General features: G+C 55.5%; 14 protein-coding genes. 11 read left to right on the top strand and 3 right to left on the bottom strand.

Annotation, left to right across the window (positions count from 1 at the left end; genetic code table 11):
* Positions 1–90 precede the first annotated feature (90 nt).
* The 10 genes from gpmI to B2T33_RS16925 all read left to right on the top strand — a co-directional run bounded on the left by gpmI (position 91) and on the right by B2T33_RS16925 (position 10,575).
* Positions 91–1,683, top strand: a complete 1,593-nt coding sequence (gpmI, locus tag B2T33_RS16880; RefSeq protein ID WP_286792693.1) for a 2,3-bisphosphoglycerate-independent phosphoglycerate mutase — start codon at positions 91–93, stop codon at positions 1,681–1,683.
* The gene (locus B2T33_RS16885) at positions 1,664–3,016 is read left to right on the top strand and encodes a murein hydrolase activator EnvC family protein (RefSeq protein ID WP_286792706.1); all 1,353 of its coding nucleotides are present in this window, start codon (positions 1,664–1,666) and stop codon (positions 3,014–3,016) included. Before gpmI ends, B2T33_RS16885 begins: the two co-directional genes overlap by 20 nt.
* Entirely contained in the window at positions 3,013–4,314 is a 1,302-nt protein-coding gene (locus B2T33_RS16890; protein ID WP_064781166.1) for a S41 family peptidase, read from the top strand. The genes B2T33_RS16885 and B2T33_RS16890 overlap by 4 nt, the downstream gene beginning before the upstream one ends.
* A 58-nt stretch (positions 4,315–4,372) precedes the next feature.
* Positions 4,373–5,929 (top strand): divergent polysaccharide deacetylase family protein, encoded by a 1,557-nt coding sequence (locus tag B2T33_RS16895; protein ID WP_286792694.1) that lies wholly within the window; start codon positions 4,373–4,375, stop codon positions 5,927–5,929.
* 42 nt (positions 5,930–5,971) lie between these two features.
* Entirely contained in the window at positions 5,972–6,499 is a 528-nt protein-coding gene (locus tag B2T33_RS16900) for an RNA pyrophosphohydrolase (protein WP_008889836.1), read from the top strand.
* Positions 6,500–6,577: 78 nt separating this feature from the next.
* A complete protein-coding gene (locus tag B2T33_RS16905) occupies positions 6,578–6,766 on the top strand; it encodes a hypothetical protein (RefSeq protein ID WP_008889835.1) in 189 nt (62 codons plus the stop codon).
* A 121-nt stretch (positions 6,767–6,887) separates the two neighbouring features.
* A complete protein-coding gene (locus B2T33_RS16910; RefSeq protein WP_286792695.1) occupies positions 6,888–7,694 on the top strand; it encodes a methyltransferase domain-containing protein in 807 nt (268 codons plus the stop codon).
* A gap of 36 nt (positions 7,695–7,730) precedes the next feature.
* A complete protein-coding gene (locus B2T33_RS16915; protein WP_286792696.1) occupies positions 7,731–8,576 on the top strand; it encodes an alpha/beta fold hydrolase in 846 nt (281 codons plus the stop codon).
* A gap of 280 nt (positions 8,577–8,856) precedes the next feature.
* Positions 8,857–9,471 carry a hypothetical protein gene (locus B2T33_RS16920; protein WP_286792697.1) on the top strand — a complete coding sequence of 205 codons (615 nt, stop codon included), beginning with the start codon at positions 8,857–8,859 and terminating at the stop codon, positions 9,469–9,471.
* Between the two features lie 117 nt (positions 9,472–9,588).
* Positions 9,589–10,575, top strand: a complete 987-nt coding sequence (locus tag B2T33_RS16925; RefSeq protein WP_286792698.1) for a squalene/phytoene synthase family protein — start codon at positions 9,589–9,591, stop codon at positions 10,573–10,575.
* A 75-nt stretch (positions 10,576–10,650) separates the two neighbouring features.
* On the opposite strand, the gene B2T33_RS16930 is transcribed toward B2T33_RS16925, so the two are convergent.
* From B2T33_RS16930 to B2T33_RS16940, 3 genes are all read right to left on the bottom strand, one after another.
* Positions 10,651–11,847, bottom strand: coding sequence for a phosphoglycerate kinase (locus tag B2T33_RS16930; RefSeq protein ID WP_286792699.1), 1,197 nt, complete (start codon positions 11,845–11,847; stop codon positions 10,651–10,653).
* 151 nt (positions 11,848–11,998) lie between these two features.
* Complete coding sequence (gene dapF, locus B2T33_RS16935) at positions 11,999–12,844, bottom strand: diaminopimelate epimerase (protein ID WP_286792700.1); 846 nt, start codon at positions 12,842–12,844, stop codon at positions 11,999–12,001.
* Positions 12,845–12,944: 100 nt separating this feature from the next.
* On the bottom strand, positions 12,945–13,451 hold the full coding sequence (locus B2T33_RS16940) for a hypothetical protein (RefSeq protein WP_286792701.1): 507 nt from the start codon (positions 13,449–13,451) through the stop codon (positions 12,945–12,947).
* A 418-nt stretch (positions 13,452–13,869) separates the two neighbouring features.
* Between B2T33_RS16940 and B2T33_RS16945 the strand changes: the two genes are divergently transcribed.
* The coding region (locus tag B2T33_RS16945) for a cbb3-type cytochrome c oxidase subunit I (protein ID WP_414716646.1) at positions 13,870–14,618 on the top strand (749 nt) is incomplete at its 3' end.

The raw sequence follows: 14,618 nt of genomic DNA on the forward strand, positions 1-14,618 counted from the left end.
CCCTGTCCGCATGGCGGGATTGATGGCGAAACACCCCGTAAGTCACCATATTTACGGGACATTCAGCCTTTTCCTTTATCTGTGGGGTTTATGAACGTGACTGTATCGAATTCCGTAAAGCGCCCGCGCCCTGTGGTGCTGTGCATTCTAGACGGCTGGGGTTATCGCGAAGAAAGCAAGGACAACGCTGTCGCCCTTGCCAACACGCCTGTCTGGGATGACCTTTACGCCAACAATCCGACCGGGTTCCTCAAGGCCTGCGGTCTGGATGTTGGCCTGCCCGAAGGTCAGATGGGCAACTCGGAAGTCGGTCACATGAACCTGGGTGCTGGCCGTGTGGTCATGCAGGAACTGCCCAAAATTGACGAGGCCGTCAAAACCGGCACCATCGCCGATACCGACACCGTCAAAAAGATCATCGCCAAACTTTCCGATTCCAAGGGCGTTTGCCATATCGCGGGCCTTCTGTCCGAAGGCGGGGTGCATTCCCATCAGGCCCACATGGCGGCCCTGGCCAAGATCATTGCGGGCGCCGGTGTGCAGGTGAAAATTCACGCCTATCTTGATGGCCGTGATACCGCACCGAAAAGTGCCGCCAAGTTCCTTGAGAAATTCCGCGCCCTGATCGGCGATGCCAATGTTGAAATCGCCACAGTCACCGGCCGTTATTACGCCATGGACCGCGACAATCGCTGGGAACGTGTAAGCCAGGCCTATTTCACCATGGTTCAGGGCAAAAATTACGCCGATGGTCGCAGCGCAGAAAGTGCGGAGGCCGCGATTGCCAACGCCTATGAAGCCGGCACCACCGATGAATTTGTTCTGCCGACCGTGATTGGCGATTATGACGGCATAAAGGATGGCGACGGCCTTCTGATGACCAATTTCCGGGCGGACCGCGCACGTGAAATCCTGGCAGCCCTTTGCGCACCGGAATTCGATGGCTTTGATCGCGGCACGCCGGTCAAGTTCGCCGTTCAGGCCGGGATGGTCGAATATTCGTCCGAACATGCGAAATATATGGATGCGATCTATCCGCCGCAGACCCTGCCGAATATCTTTGGCGAAGTGGTTTCCAAGGCAGGTATGAAGCAGCTTCGCATCGCCGAGACCGAAAAATACCCGCACGTTTCGTTCTTCTTTAACGGCGGCGAAGAACAGGTATTCGAGGGCGAGGACCGCATTCTGGTCGCCTCCCCCAAAGTCGCGACCTATGACCTGCAGCCAGAAATGTCGGCACCGGAAGTGACCGAAAAACTGGTCGCTGCCATCAAGTCGGAAAAATACGACACCATCATCCTGAACTTTGCCAACCCCGACATGGTCGGCCATAGCGGCATTCTTGAAGCCGCAATGAAGGCCGCCGAGGCGGTTGACACCTGCCTTGGCAAGGTAATTGACGCGATCAAGTCGGTCGGCGGCGTTGCCTTTGTGACCGCCGATCACGGCAACTGCGAAGTAATGGTCGATCCGGAAACCGGTGAACCGCACACGGCACATACACTTAATCTCGTTCCGACCATCCTTGTTAACGGTCCGGAAGGGGTAACATTGGAAGATGGTCGTTTGGCCGATGTCGCACCGACCTTGCTGCAATTGCTTGGCGTGCCGCAACCGGCCGAAATGACCGGTAAACCCTTGCTTAAGGGCCTGAAACAGAATGATGCGCTTCTTGCGAGCTAAGTTAGCTTATGAGATCGCCCTGCCTGCGCTGATCGCTTTTGCGGTTTTTGCTGCAGGCGGGGCTGCGCCTTCTTTTGCCCAATCGCTGCAAAAGGTTGATCAGCAACTTGATCAACTTGAAAACCAGCTTTCCGAACAGCAAAAACAGGAAGAGTTCCTGTCACGCAAATCACGGGAACTCTGGACCGAGGAACAAGCCCTTCAGTCCGAGGCGATATCTGTCGCCAGACGCACCCAGCGTCTTGAAACCACGCTGACCGAACTGGAAGATCAGCTCGAAACGCTTCAAGCACGTGAAAAGGTCGCGGCCACCAGCCTTGAAGACAAGGCCGGGCAATATGCCCGCATCCTGATGGCCCTGCAGCGCCTGTCGACCACCCCGCCCGAAGCGGTCATTGCCCTTCCGACATCGCCGCAGGATACGTTGCGTTCCGCGGTATTGCTTAAGGCCGCCCTGCCAGGTGTCGAACAGCACGCCCGCGATCTGCGCAAAGAACTGGGCGAGATTGCTACGCTGCGCGAAGATATTCGTAATCGTCGCAGCGAATTGGCCGCTGCCACCCAGGAATTGCAGCAAGAACGCGCATCCCTTGCCGCCCTTCTCGATGAAAAGCGCCGCCTGCGCGCCCAGACAGAGGCCGAAGCTGAAGAAGCCGCCAAGGCGGTAAGTGTGCTTGCCGATGAAGCCAAATCGCTGGGCGAGCTTTTGCGCAATCTGGAAAATCGTGCCGAAGGGCTGCCACGCCCGCGCGCGCGTCCGGAAGTTCGTGTTGCGACACGTACCGAACCGGATGCAGACACGCTTGGCGCGACAACAATTGCCAAAAACACGCCGCCACCGCCGCCCGAAAGCAAATCTGATGCGGGCAAGACCGGTGGCAACGACACCAGTGATGAAGAATTCGCTGTTGGCAGTTCGATCACACTGGCACAGGGCAACCTCCGCATGCCCGCCAGTGGTAAAGTGGTTACACTTTTTGGTGAAAAATCACGCGGTCCGGATGGTTTGACCGTAAACAGATCCAAGGGAATTGAGATCAGCACACGCGCAAATGCGCAGGTTGTCTCACCTTTTGACGGCAAAGTTGTCTTTGCTGGCCCCTTCCGCGGGTATGGCCGCCTCTTGATTATCGAACACGGCGAAGGATACCATAGCCTTATCGCCGGTTTTGATCGGCTGGACAGTGTGGTAGGACAATATCTATTGGCGGGCGAACCTGTTGGTATTATGGGTGAAACTTCGCCAAAACTATATCTGGAGATGCGCCAGAACGGGGAAGCAATCAATCCGCTTCCATGGCTGGCCTCGAAAAACGGCAAGGTAAGTGGATGAAAACCTCACGATTGGCAGTACTCGCACTCGCGACCGGCATGACTATCGGCCTTGCGTCGCCAGTTTTGGCGCAATCTTCAACCTCCTCGGCTGAGACCTATCGGCTGCTCAACCTGTTTGGCGATGTGTTCGAACAGGTCAAAAGCAAATATGTCGAAGACGTCGATGACAAAAAACTGATCGAAGCGGCCATCAACGGCATGCTGACATCGCTTGATCCGCATTCCTCATATCTGAATATGGATAATTTCGAGGAAATGCAGGTCGATACCCGCGGCGAATTCGGTGGCCTTGGCATCGAAGTCACAATGGAAGACGGCTTTGTCAAAGTCATCGCCCCGATCTATGACACGCCTGCCGAAAAGGCTGGCCTTCAGCCGGGCGACTTCATTACGCATATCGATGGCACCGCCATTCGCGGCATGACGCTGAATGACGCGGTCGAGATGATGCGTGGCAAGGTCAATACCGACATCGTCCTGACCATCATCCGCAAGGGTGAACAGGCACCATTTGATGTCACCCTGACTCGTGCTGTGATCAAGATCCAGTCGGTCCGCGCCGAACCGAAAGACGATATCGGCTATATCCGTATCACCAAATTCAACGAACAGACCGCCAGCGGCCTGCAGCGCGCCATTGCCGACATGCGCGAAGAAATCGGCCCTGAAATCAAGGGGCTGGTGATTGACCTGCGCAACAACCCGGGCGGTTTGCTTGATCAGGCGATCTCGGTTTCCGATGCCTTCCTTGATAAGGGTGAAATCGTATCGACCCGTCCGCGTGATACCGAAAACACCGAACGGTACAACGCACGCAGCGGTGACCTGAGCGAAGGTTTGCCGATTGTGGTTCTGATCAATGATGGTTCTGCCTCGGCATCCGAAATTGTTGCAGGCGCGCTTCAGGATCACCGCCGTGCGGTCATTATGGGCACGCGCAGCTTTGGCAAGGGATCGGTCCAGACCATCCTGCCGATGCCCGGAAACGTGGCACTTCGTCTGACCACGGCGCGCTATTACACGCCATCGGGCAAGTCCATTCAGGAAGTCGGCATTGTACCGGACATCATTGTTCCGCAGGCACGTGTCGAAAGCATCGAGGCGGATACCCGTCGCTCCGAAGCATCGCTTAGTGGCGCCCTTCGCAACGAGGACGAAGGCATCACAGATGCGGAACAGGATGCAAATTCCCGCCGTGACGAGGCCGAACAGCTGGCGATTGATGATTATCAGCTGTCGCGTGCGCTTGACATGATCCGGGGTATTTCGCTGTTTGGCCCGCGTCCGAATGGGTAAGGTTGGACCCGGCATCGTGAGAGACTAATTGCGCGTGTTCAGGAAAATCCTAAATTCCTTGCCGTTCCGAAAGAAAAAGAACGGTGACATCGACGAGGACATGGCCAGTGATTTGGCCGACGACCTTGGCGACGGGATGACTGACGCCGACGACGATGAAGACAACGTCAATCTCGATGACCTGCCCTTTAATGAACTGCCGATCGAAGTACAGTTCAAACGAATGCCAAAGCGGCCGAAATCACGGCGCAGCTGGCTTTCGAAACTGCTGATCATAACCCTGTTCCTGTCGCCGTTTTGCGCAACAGCGGTCGCGATGATCCCGGTGCTTGATCCGGAAACCGGCTGGCGGCTGTTTCATGCTGGCGGGCCGGAAGCCACGATCACGGTTCCGGGCACCGAACGCGAACTGCAAGAAGAAATCGCGCGCGGCGTTAAGGACATTCAGGATCGCGATCGCGCCGCGATGGAGGCTGCCAATGGCGCAAATGGCCAAGGCCAGTCGGCCGAAGACATCGCCGGCAACCTTGATGGCGTTTCCGATCTCATCGGAACGCCGGGGGCAACCGATGGCACCGGTGATGGCGCCCCGACACCAGAAGAACTCGCCGCCCTGATCGAGGAAGAAGGATCGTTTGACGAACCGATCGAACCCGATCCCTTGCGCCCGGCCCCATTGCCCGGTCTTGACGAGGAAGGCAGTTTTGGCCGCATCCCGCGCATCGGCGATGATGGCACCACACCGTTTGAAGCCTACAAACGCCCGTTCGAACTGCCCGAAGGCACCCCGGTTGTCGCCGTCATGCTGACCGGTGTTGGCCTGAACGAAGAGCGTACCGACGCGGCCATCAATGATCTGCCGCTGAACATTTCACTTGCGATTTCGCCCTATGCCCGCGATCTGCAAACGGTTGCCCGCGAAGCACGCGCCATGGGCCACGAGGTCTTCCTTGAACTTCCGATGGAACCGGCGGACTTCCCACTGTCAGACCCCGGACCGCGCGCACTTTTGACATCCCTGTCAGAGGGTGAAAACCTTGTCCGTCTGGAATGGTTGCTGGCACGTTTCCCGGGCTATGCTGGCCTGGTCAGTCGTCAGGGATCGAAATTTGGTAGCCTCGATAGCGCCATTCGCCCGGTGATCGAATTCATTTCGCGTACTGGCCTTATGTATGTCGAAGGCACCGGAAGCGGTGTCGCCAGCTATGGCGCGCAACTTGCGGCAAACGACGGAACACCGAATGCGATCAGCAATGTCATCATCGATGACACGCCAAGCCGCCGCCACATCGACAGGCGATTGGCCGAACTGGTCGAGATCGCCAAACGCAATGGCGTTGCCGTCGGGATTGCGCAATCCTATCCGGTGACGATCCAGCGACTGCGCAACTGGGCCTTCCGCCTGAAACGTCAGGGCGTTGTTCTGGTCCCGGTTAGTGCCGTATCAGGCCAGCAGGTCACGCCGCAATCTGCCGACGAGGCAGAGGCCGCCCGCCTTGAAGCCGAACAACGCGAACGTGAGGTCATGGCAGAACAGGCCGAGCAGGAAGAAGCGCTTTCGGAGCCTGCCGATCCGGCGGAGCCCGACGAACCCGCCAACACAATCGAGAACTAATGACAGATGCCGGTACTCCGGCCCAGTCAGTCAGGAGCAGTCATGGCAAAGAAGTCCGACACCCCGAACGCAGACAAAGTCACGGCAGATGATCTTCCGTATCGGCCATGCGTCGGTATTGCCCTGTTTAACGCAGACGGATTGGTCTGGATGGGCAACCGTTTCGGGTTTGAAGGCGCCTGGCAACTGCCGCAAGGCGGTATTGATGACGGCGAAACGCCGATTGAAGCCGCCATGCGCGAACTCAAGGAAGAAATCGGCACCGACAAGGCTGAAATCATTTCTGAAACACCGAACTGGCTGACCTATGACCTGCCCGAACACCTGATTGGCAAGGCCTTCAAGGGCAAGTATCGCGGCCAGAAACAGAAATGGTTCGCCATGCGCTTTACCGGCAAGGACAAACACATCAATATTGATGTCCCGGATCCAGAATTTGACAGCTGGCGCTGGAACGATCTGGCGACCCTGCCGGACCTTATCGTGCCTTTCAAAAGGCCGGTTTATTTACAAATTGCCGCCGAGTTTCATGACATACCGCAAAGAATTCGGGAAAAGGGTCAGGCATAAGATGATGTTTGCGGTTTGATCGCAGTACAGTTTTCGATAAATTTGAATAACAAACATTCGGCTTAGAGGAGTTCCAACATGGGTATGGATCGGTTGATCTTTGGTGTTCTGACCATCGTGGTCGGTCTTTTCGGCCTGTTTTACGCGTCAGGTTCGCAGGACGGTTATTCCTACTTCGTCGGACTTGCGATGTTCATTGGTGCCGTGCTGTTCATGTTCCATCTGATCAAGGGCCATTATGACCAGCTTGAAGCGTCCGATCACTGATCGCTGCTTTTGATGTATCATCGGATTTCTGCGCCCCAACCTCTGGTCTGGGGCGCTTGTTTTTGTCTGCACCTCTCCTCGATGCTTCAAATGACATCCGAAACGCGATAAGACTTTCCCCATGAGCAATACACACTGGGATCCCGCCCGTTACGGTTTATTTGGCAATGAACGCCTGCGACCGGCCATCGATCTGATTTCGCGTTTGCCCAAACCGGCAAGCGGGTTTTCACCCCGTCATATTGTCGACCTGGGCTGTGGTCCGGGTTCGGTAACAGCCATACTTGCCGATGCATATGGTTCAAGCGATCCTGACGGACCACGTATCACAGGTGTTGATTCGTCTGACGAGATGCTTGAGACCGCGCGCAAGCGGGATGAAAACATCACCTGGCAAAAGGCCGACATCGCCGACTGGCAACCGGACGCGCCAATTGATCTGCTGTTTTCCAATGCGGCCCTGCACTGGGTGCCCGATCACTCAAAGCTGTTTCCGCGCCTTCTTGAACATCTTCGCCCCGGCGGCATTATCGCCATTCAGGTGCCCAACAATTTCCTGGCACCCAGCCACCAGTTGATCGGCGAAGCGGGGATGGACTGGCGCAAGGAAGTGGCAACCGCGATGCATGCGGCCCGCATCATGCGCCCGGGTGATTATTTCGATGTGTTGACCCCTGCATGTGACGAAGTCGACCTTTGGCAAACGCAGTATTGCCATGTGCTGACCGGGCCAGACGCGGTCTATAACTGGACGAGTTCGACCATCTTGCGACCGGTCATGGATGCCCTGCCCGATGATGAAGCGCGCGCAAAATTCACTGCGAAATACAAGGAACGGCTTAATCAGGTCTATCCGTCACGCGATGACGGACGTACCCTGTTTCCGTTCAATCGCCTGTTCATGATGGCCCGCAAGAAGTCCGCCTGACGATCCGAACAAAACATCCCTGACAAGGAGCACCCAATGGCCGATTTTCGCGAACATTTCGTCAAATGCTGTGGCTATGAAGTCCATGTCAGGGCGTGGGGAAATCCGGCCAATCGACCGCTTCTGATGATGCACGGGCTGGCGCGTCTGGCTGATGACTTTGACCATGTCGCACCGCATTTTACCGACAAATACTATGTTCTTTGCCCATCAATGATCGGGCGGGGATTTTCCGGTTGGGCCAGCGATCCGGACACGGAATACACCGTGCCCTTCTATGTCGCGCAGATGTTTGAACTGCTTGATCATTTCAACATCAATACCTGCGACTGGATCGGCACATCCATGGGTGGCCTCATTGGCCTTTATGCCACAACCGAAGTCGCCGGACGCATCGAACGGCTGGTGCTTAATGACATTGGCCCAGAACTTGATCCTACGGCGGTTGCGCGTATCAAATCCTATGTCGGGGCATCCCCGGAATTTGAAACCATCGACGAGGTCGAACAGCTTGTACGGCTGGTTTATGCCTCCTTCGGGGTGGCCGATGATGCGACATGGGCCTTTTTGGCATCACGTTCCGTACGTCGCCTGCCCAATGGCAATTTCATGATGCATTACGACCCGCAAGTGATGCGCGTTTTTGCCGAACATATTGATAACTTTGATGCCTGGGCCGAATTTGAAGCCCTGCCCTGTCCCGTCATGCTGATCAGTGGCGAACAGTCCGATCTGATTCCGAAATCCATCGTCGATAAAATGAAACAGAAAAAACCACAAATGCCGGTTTTTGCAGTGGCGAACTGCGGGCACGCACCCCACTTAAATGATAAAGCGCAAATCGACGCAATTCGGGACTTTCTGAGCACGAGCACATCCTGACCGGCAATCCCCGGCAAAACACAGGATCAAGTCACGCCGGAAAACCCCGTCCGTCAAGAACCCGATGAAGTTTGCTACGCGCCAAGAACGCAGCAAGGGTTCAACGGTTGTTGGTTGGGACCGACAAAATCAAACCATTCAAGCGTCCGGCAAAGGACGCAGTCTGGCTTTTGCCTCGATTGCTGTGGTTGTTTGATCACCTGTGGGCACAGGCGACATGAAAAAGCTGCATTGGCCAAATTGGGCAAAAAGACACCGGATATGGATATTTCTGACGGCTTTGCTGCATGCGGGTCTGGTTCAGAACCCCGCGGCTTTTGCCCAATCGCTTCAAACTGAACCAACATCGCAAACCGGCGTCACGTTGATCCCGGGCGGCAGCGCATTTGGCCCCGGCGGCATTTCATCCTCAAACCCAACTGGCTTTGATCGCAGTTTTACCCCGTCGGCGCGCTATGGCCTGACACTTGGTCCCGATGCAACAGATCCTCACAATCCGGCACAGTACTGGCTTGAATTTGGTGGCACGCCGCGTTCTGATCACGGCATGAATGCCCAGATCGGCTTTGGCTATTCACCGTCCCCTGATGTCGGTTTTACCGTCGGACCGTTCGTTGATCTTGATGCCGCAACGCCGGGCAATTTCGGTGTTTATCAGACCGATGCATTCGGTATTCAACATCGTGCGCGTTCAAGGTTCGGTTTTACCGGCACAGGCTTGACCAACGATGCCGGACTTGCTGGCTCCCTGTCCTACATGCCGCTCGAAGATATCTGGATCGGTCTGCATGGCTCGGTTTCACGTGATTTGACCACAACGAGCCCCAGTGACGGTCTACTTGATGGCATTGATGCCATGTTGGGGCTGACGGCCAGATACCGGATCCAGTTCTGATCATGCGATTGCGCACCGTATGCCAACGCCCCTGACAATTCCCAATTCGGATGTTGCGCAGCGCTGGCAGTGCTGTATGACTGTTTGAAAGCAAACCAACGGGACATCCAGACACGCATGAGCCATTCGCTCCCTCCTGAACACGCTGTACTTGGACCACCATTCGATGCCTGCAACGAACTGGCAGCTGCAAAGAATGCCAATCTGTATCGTGCCGCAATGCGCCTTTCGCCTGAACGGCAGCGTTTCTTTCTGGCAGCCTATGCCTCGATGCGTGTGATCGACGATATCGTCGATGACGGGTTCCTTGAACTTCCCGATGCCGAGCGTGATGCCCAACGCGAATTTGTCCTGCAAACCATTCATCAATGGCAAGCACAGGTCATCGCCGCCAAGGCAGATCTGGATAATCCGCTGCCCGAAAACGGCCCTTTGTCGGCTGAGGTCTATCAGGCCCTGCGCCTGACCTTGGGACGCAGCGACCTTCCCGCAGATCCATGGATCGAATTGGCAGACGCGCTTCATCGTGACATCGCCGAAGAACCGATGGACGAATGGGAAGATTTTATCGCCTATTGTGAAGGGGCAACTGCGGCACCTGCATCGATTTTTGTCTATCTGTTGTCGGCCCGGTATGACGCAGAGATCGGCTATACCTCGCCACTGACCAATCCGCCGCTCTATCACGCGCGGGACATGGCGATCTTTTGCTATATCATCCACATTCTGCGCGACCTGCCCGAAGACATCAAAGGCCCCGACCGCCTTGTCACCATCCCCTCGGAAGTCCTGATCGCTGCCGACATCACCCTTGGTGAAATCCGCAATGCCATCGGCCAAGGCAAATATAGTGATCTCGATTATCTCGGTAAAATCCTGCTCGAACATGCCTGGGAGCATTTCGAAACCGGGCAAGCCAGATCGGGTGAGTTGCTGTCGGTTCTGGATACGGACGAGGCCGATACCTTATCGCGCCTGTTTACCGTCTATATCGAACTGGGCGGAGCCATGATGGAAAACGGCTATGCAGGTTTCCTGACCGAACGCGATGAAATCATGCAAAGCACGGCCCAGAACAGCCTGCCTGACGTCAAGAAGGACTAGGTTTCCTAAGCGCGCCGCAAAAGAAAACCCCGCCAAGTTGGCGGGGTTTGTTGTTTTGTACTCAAACCAAATGGCTTAGCCGGCGCGAAGGGCCGCCACCCCCGGAAGGGTCTTGCCTTCCAGCCATTCCAGGAACGCACCACCCGCGGTCGAGACATATGAAAATGCCTGATCAGAATCGGCATGGCGCAGGGCCGCAACCGTGTCGCCACCACCTGCAACCGACAAAAGCTTTCCGGCCTTGGTCAGTTCTGCTGCATGCTGGGCGACCGAAACTGTTGCGGTGTCAAAAGGGGTAATTTCAAACGCACCCAACGGGCCGTTCCAGACCAGCGTTTCACAAGTCTCAAGACGCTTGTTCAGATCTTCGATGGTTGCCGGACCGGCATCAAGGATCATGCCCTCTGCGGCGACGTCGTTGATGTCACAAACATCATGCGGCGCATTGGCTGCAAATTCCTTGGCCACCAAACCATCAACCGGCAGGACGATTTCGCAATTGGCGGCTTCGGCCTTTTTGAAAATCTCACGCGCGGTATCAAGCAGGTCATGCTCGCACAGTGACTTGCCAACATTGACACCCTTTGCCGCCAGGAAGGTGTTGGCCATGCCACCGCCAATAACCAGCTGATCGACCTTGGCAACAAGATTGCCCAGAAGATCAAGCTTGGTGGAGATCTTTGCACCGCCAACAATCGCCATCACCGGATGTTTTGGTGCTTCAAGCGCATTGCCAAGCGCTTCAAGCTCAGCCTGCATCAATCGACCGGCATAGGCCGGAAGCGCCCGTGCCAGCCCCTCGGTCGAGGCATGTGCTCGGTGCGCACAGGAAAACGCGTCATTGACATACATATCGCCAAGTTTTGCCAGCTCAGTGACAAAAGCGGGGTCGTTCTTTTCTTCTTCGGCGTGGTAACGCAGGTTTTCCAGAAGGGCGATTTCGCCGTCTTTCAGGCTGTTGACCACGCTTGCCGCTGCGTCACCGATGCAGTCATCCGCAAACTTCACCGGACGGCCAAGCTGCTTGGCAAGGGCATCGGCAACCGGTTTCAGGGTCATTTCCGGGACGCGCGCACCTTTGGGACGACCGAAATGCGTAATCACCACCAGTTTCGCCCCGGCATCCGCCAGTTCGATCAGGCCCGGTACGGTGCGGTCGATACGAGTCGTATCGCCAACAACACCATCCTTCATCGGAACGTTAAGATCAGCGCGCAGCAAAACGCGCTTGCCAGCGACATTGACACCGTCAAGCGTATTGAAGTCAGCCATTATCTGAACCTGCTTTTGAGTTTCACAAAAGACGGGATTGGGTGTCCCGACATGGATTGAACCAAATCCTGATGCGCCTTGTTTTGCCCGATCACCTCATCCGACGCAAGGCCAGATCAAATCGGCAAAAAGACCAATCAGGAAAACCTGATCAATGGTTTCCCAGAAGGGACGCGTGCAAAAAGCCAGAAAAACTGGTCGCGACCGGGCCGGTCATCAACACATGATCATCGGGCAGCCATTCAATGGTCAGTGGCCCGCCATCAAGGATCACTTCGACCTTGCGACCGGTCAGGCCACGACGTGCCGCCGCAACACCAGCTGCACAGGCGCCAGTCCCACACGCACGGGTCACGCCGACACCACGTTCCCAAACGCGCATACGAATCTTGTTTTCATCAATGATGCTGCAAACTTCGATATTGGCGCGTTCCGGGAACATTTCGTGATGTTCAAGCACCGGACCGAATTTTTCGATATCAATCGCCTCGGCGTCATCAACAAAGAAAACACCATGCGGATTGCCGACATTAACACCCACCGCATCCGAAAGCGGGCCGAGTGAAAGCGGAATATGGTTGGTATCGACTGCCTCCGCCAGCGGAATGTCACGCCAATCCAGTTTGACCTGCCCCATATCAACCGTGACACGGCCATCGGCCAAACCATTGGCATCCAGCAGCCCGACAACGGTTTCAATGATCACGTCTTTGCGGCCAAGTTCGCCCATGACGATGTTGGCCACACAGCGGGTCGCATTGCCACACGCCTGTACTTCGCCGCCATCATTGTTGCGGATGCGCATAAAGGCATCTGCCAGATCATCGCGGGCCGGTTCGATGACGATCAACTGATCGCAACCGACCCCGGTCTTGCGATCGGCAATACGGGCAGCGGTCGCGTCATCAAGATCAAGCACAGCAGGATCGCGTCGTCCGTCAAAGACAACGAAATCATTTCCCAAACCATGCATTTTGACAAAAGGAATACCGTTCATACCCGCCTTATAATCCTGATTGCGCAAGGCGTCCACAGTTGGAATTCCCGACAGAGGGGGCGTTTTATCAAACCGGAAAAGGCCAGACTTGGATTGAACTCTAGGCCGTCAAGCGCGGGCTTGCTGGTGCGCAATAGCGCACCTTGCTTGGTGCATATCCGGCCCGGGAAAAATATCCCCTCAGACGTTCATCAAGTTCACCAAGCGAAACATAGACGTTGCTGCAATCATGCACCCGCGCCAAACGGCTCATGGCATCGCGCATCGTATCAAGGACATAGTCGCCCGAAACGATTTCAACCGCCATCACATTGTCGACATGCAAGACAACGCCATCGGTCATGTCATCACGGACATAATACGAAAACAGTCCATGGATATAGCCGCGCTCGTTGGCGATCACGATGATGCCGCGCTCACGTTGCCAGAGGATGTCATCACCGTCGGTGCCTGCACTAACGGACTCCTTATTAACCGGCATGCAATACTGATCGACGAATGCACGCCAACGGTCAAAAGACATGTCGACTTTCAACATCTGAACCAGCGGATATGTCATATCCGCGGTCTGTGCTGTAAGTGGAAGTGACTTATAGGCTTCTGACATGATCCTGCCCTCTGGAATTTAGCAGATCATGCCGCAAATAAATCGGCCCCACCTTGATGTGCATCAACACCTTTTGAGGGTTTGGCGCGCATAAACACAGCCAGTACAGAAGTACCCAGCCGAAGGGCCAATACGTTTCCGCCGATTGAATTTCTGACGGGTTTGCAAGCCGAGATTGACGTAGGTCAATGGCTTTTGGATGAACTGTCCGCATACTCGCCGAACGAATTGGGAAACCTCGCCCGGAATAACGCGCCCTGACTTTCAGACAAGGTGCATTTTGGGTGGGGCTTTTTGTGCAGGTGGACCGAAGATCAAGAAGGTCGTCGGTTCATCGGGACTTTTGAAACTGCCCGAGAGGGTTTTGGGCAGTTCACCCGACCACCTTGAACGGGAGTCAAGCATGAGCCAGGGGAGCATGGCACAGGCAGCATCGCCTTCAGTTGCTGTCAATTATAATATGGACGTTGTGCGCTGGGCCGCACTTGCGACCGTATTTTGGGGAGTAGTCGGATTTTTGGTGGGCGATGTCATTGCATGGCAGCTCGCATTTCCGGTTCTCAATTTTGATACAGAATTTCTGAACTTCGGACGCCTGCGTCCGCTGCACACCTCGGCAGTGATCTTTGCCTTTGGCGGTAACGCGCTTCTGGCAACGTCATTCTATGTCGTGCAGCGCACCTGCCGCGCACCGCTTTATGGCGGTCGCGCACTTCCGGCGTTCGTGTTCTGGGGGTACCAGCTGTTCATCGTGATGGCGGCCATCGGTTATGTTACCGGTGTGACCCAGGGTCGTGAATATGCCGAACCGGAATGGTTCGTTGATATCTGGATCACGATCGTCTGGGTTTGCTATCTGGCAATGTTTGTCGGCACCCTTTTGAAACGTACCGAGCCGCACATTTATGTCGCGAACTGGTTCTATCTGGCCTTTATCGTGACCATTGCGATGCTCCATCTTGGCAACAACCTTGCCATTCCGGTCTCGTTCATGGGCACGAAGTCCTATTCGATGTTCTCGGGCGTACAGGATGCATTGACCCAGTGGTGGTACGGCCATAACGCTGTGGGCTTCTTCCTGACGGCTGGCTTCCTCGGCATGATGTACTACTTCATCCCGAAGCAGGCCGAACGTCCCGTCTTCTCCTACAAGCTGTCGATCATCCA

This window comes from Thalassospira sp. UBA4513, assembly GCF_002388495.1.
GTDB classification, from domain to species: Bacteria; Pseudomonadota; Alphaproteobacteria; order Rhodospirillales; family Thalassospiraceae; genus Thalassospira; species Thalassospira tepidiphila.

Excerpts from the sequence above, each read along its gene's own strand:
- gpmI (WP_286792693.1), top strand. The coding sequence starts at position 91 with ATGAACGTGACTGTATCGAATTCCGTAAAGCGCCCGCGCCCTGTGGTG.
- B2T33_RS16885 (WP_286792706.1), top strand. The coding sequence starts at position 1,664 with ATGCGCTTCTTGCGAGCTAAGTTAGCTTATGAGATCGCCCTGCCTGCG.
- B2T33_RS16890 (WP_064781166.1), top strand. The coding sequence starts at position 3,013 with ATGAAAACCTCACGATTGGCAGTACTCGCACTCGCGACCGGCATGACT.
- B2T33_RS16900 (WP_008889836.1), top strand. The coding sequence starts at position 5,972 with ATGGCAAAGAAGTCCGACACCCCGAACGCAGACAAAGTCACGGCAGAT.
- B2T33_RS16905 (WP_008889835.1), top strand. The coding sequence starts at position 6,578 with ATGGGTATGGATCGGTTGATCTTTGGTGTTCTGACCATCGTGGTCGGT.
- B2T33_RS16910 (WP_286792695.1), top strand. The coding sequence starts at position 6,888 with ATGAGCAATACACACTGGGATCCCGCCCGTTACGGTTTATTTGGCAAT.
- B2T33_RS16915 (WP_286792696.1), top strand. The coding sequence starts at position 7,731 with ATGGCCGATTTTCGCGAACATTTCGTCAAATGCTGTGGCTATGAAGTC.
- B2T33_RS16925 (WP_286792698.1), top strand. The coding sequence starts at position 9,589 with ATGAGCCATTCGCTCCCTCCTGAACACGCTGTACTTGGACCACCATTC.
- B2T33_RS16930 (WP_286792699.1), bottom strand. The coding sequence starts at position 11,847 with ATGGCTGACTTCAATACGCTTGACGGTGTCAATGTCGCTGGCAAGCGC.
- dapF (WP_286792700.1), bottom strand. The coding sequence starts at position 12,844 with ATGAACGGTATTCCTTTTGTCAAAATGCATGGTTTGGGAAATGATTTC.
- B2T33_RS16940 (WP_286792701.1), bottom strand. The coding sequence starts at position 13,451 with ATGTCAGAAGCCTATAAGTCACTTCCACTTACAGCACAGACCGCGGAT.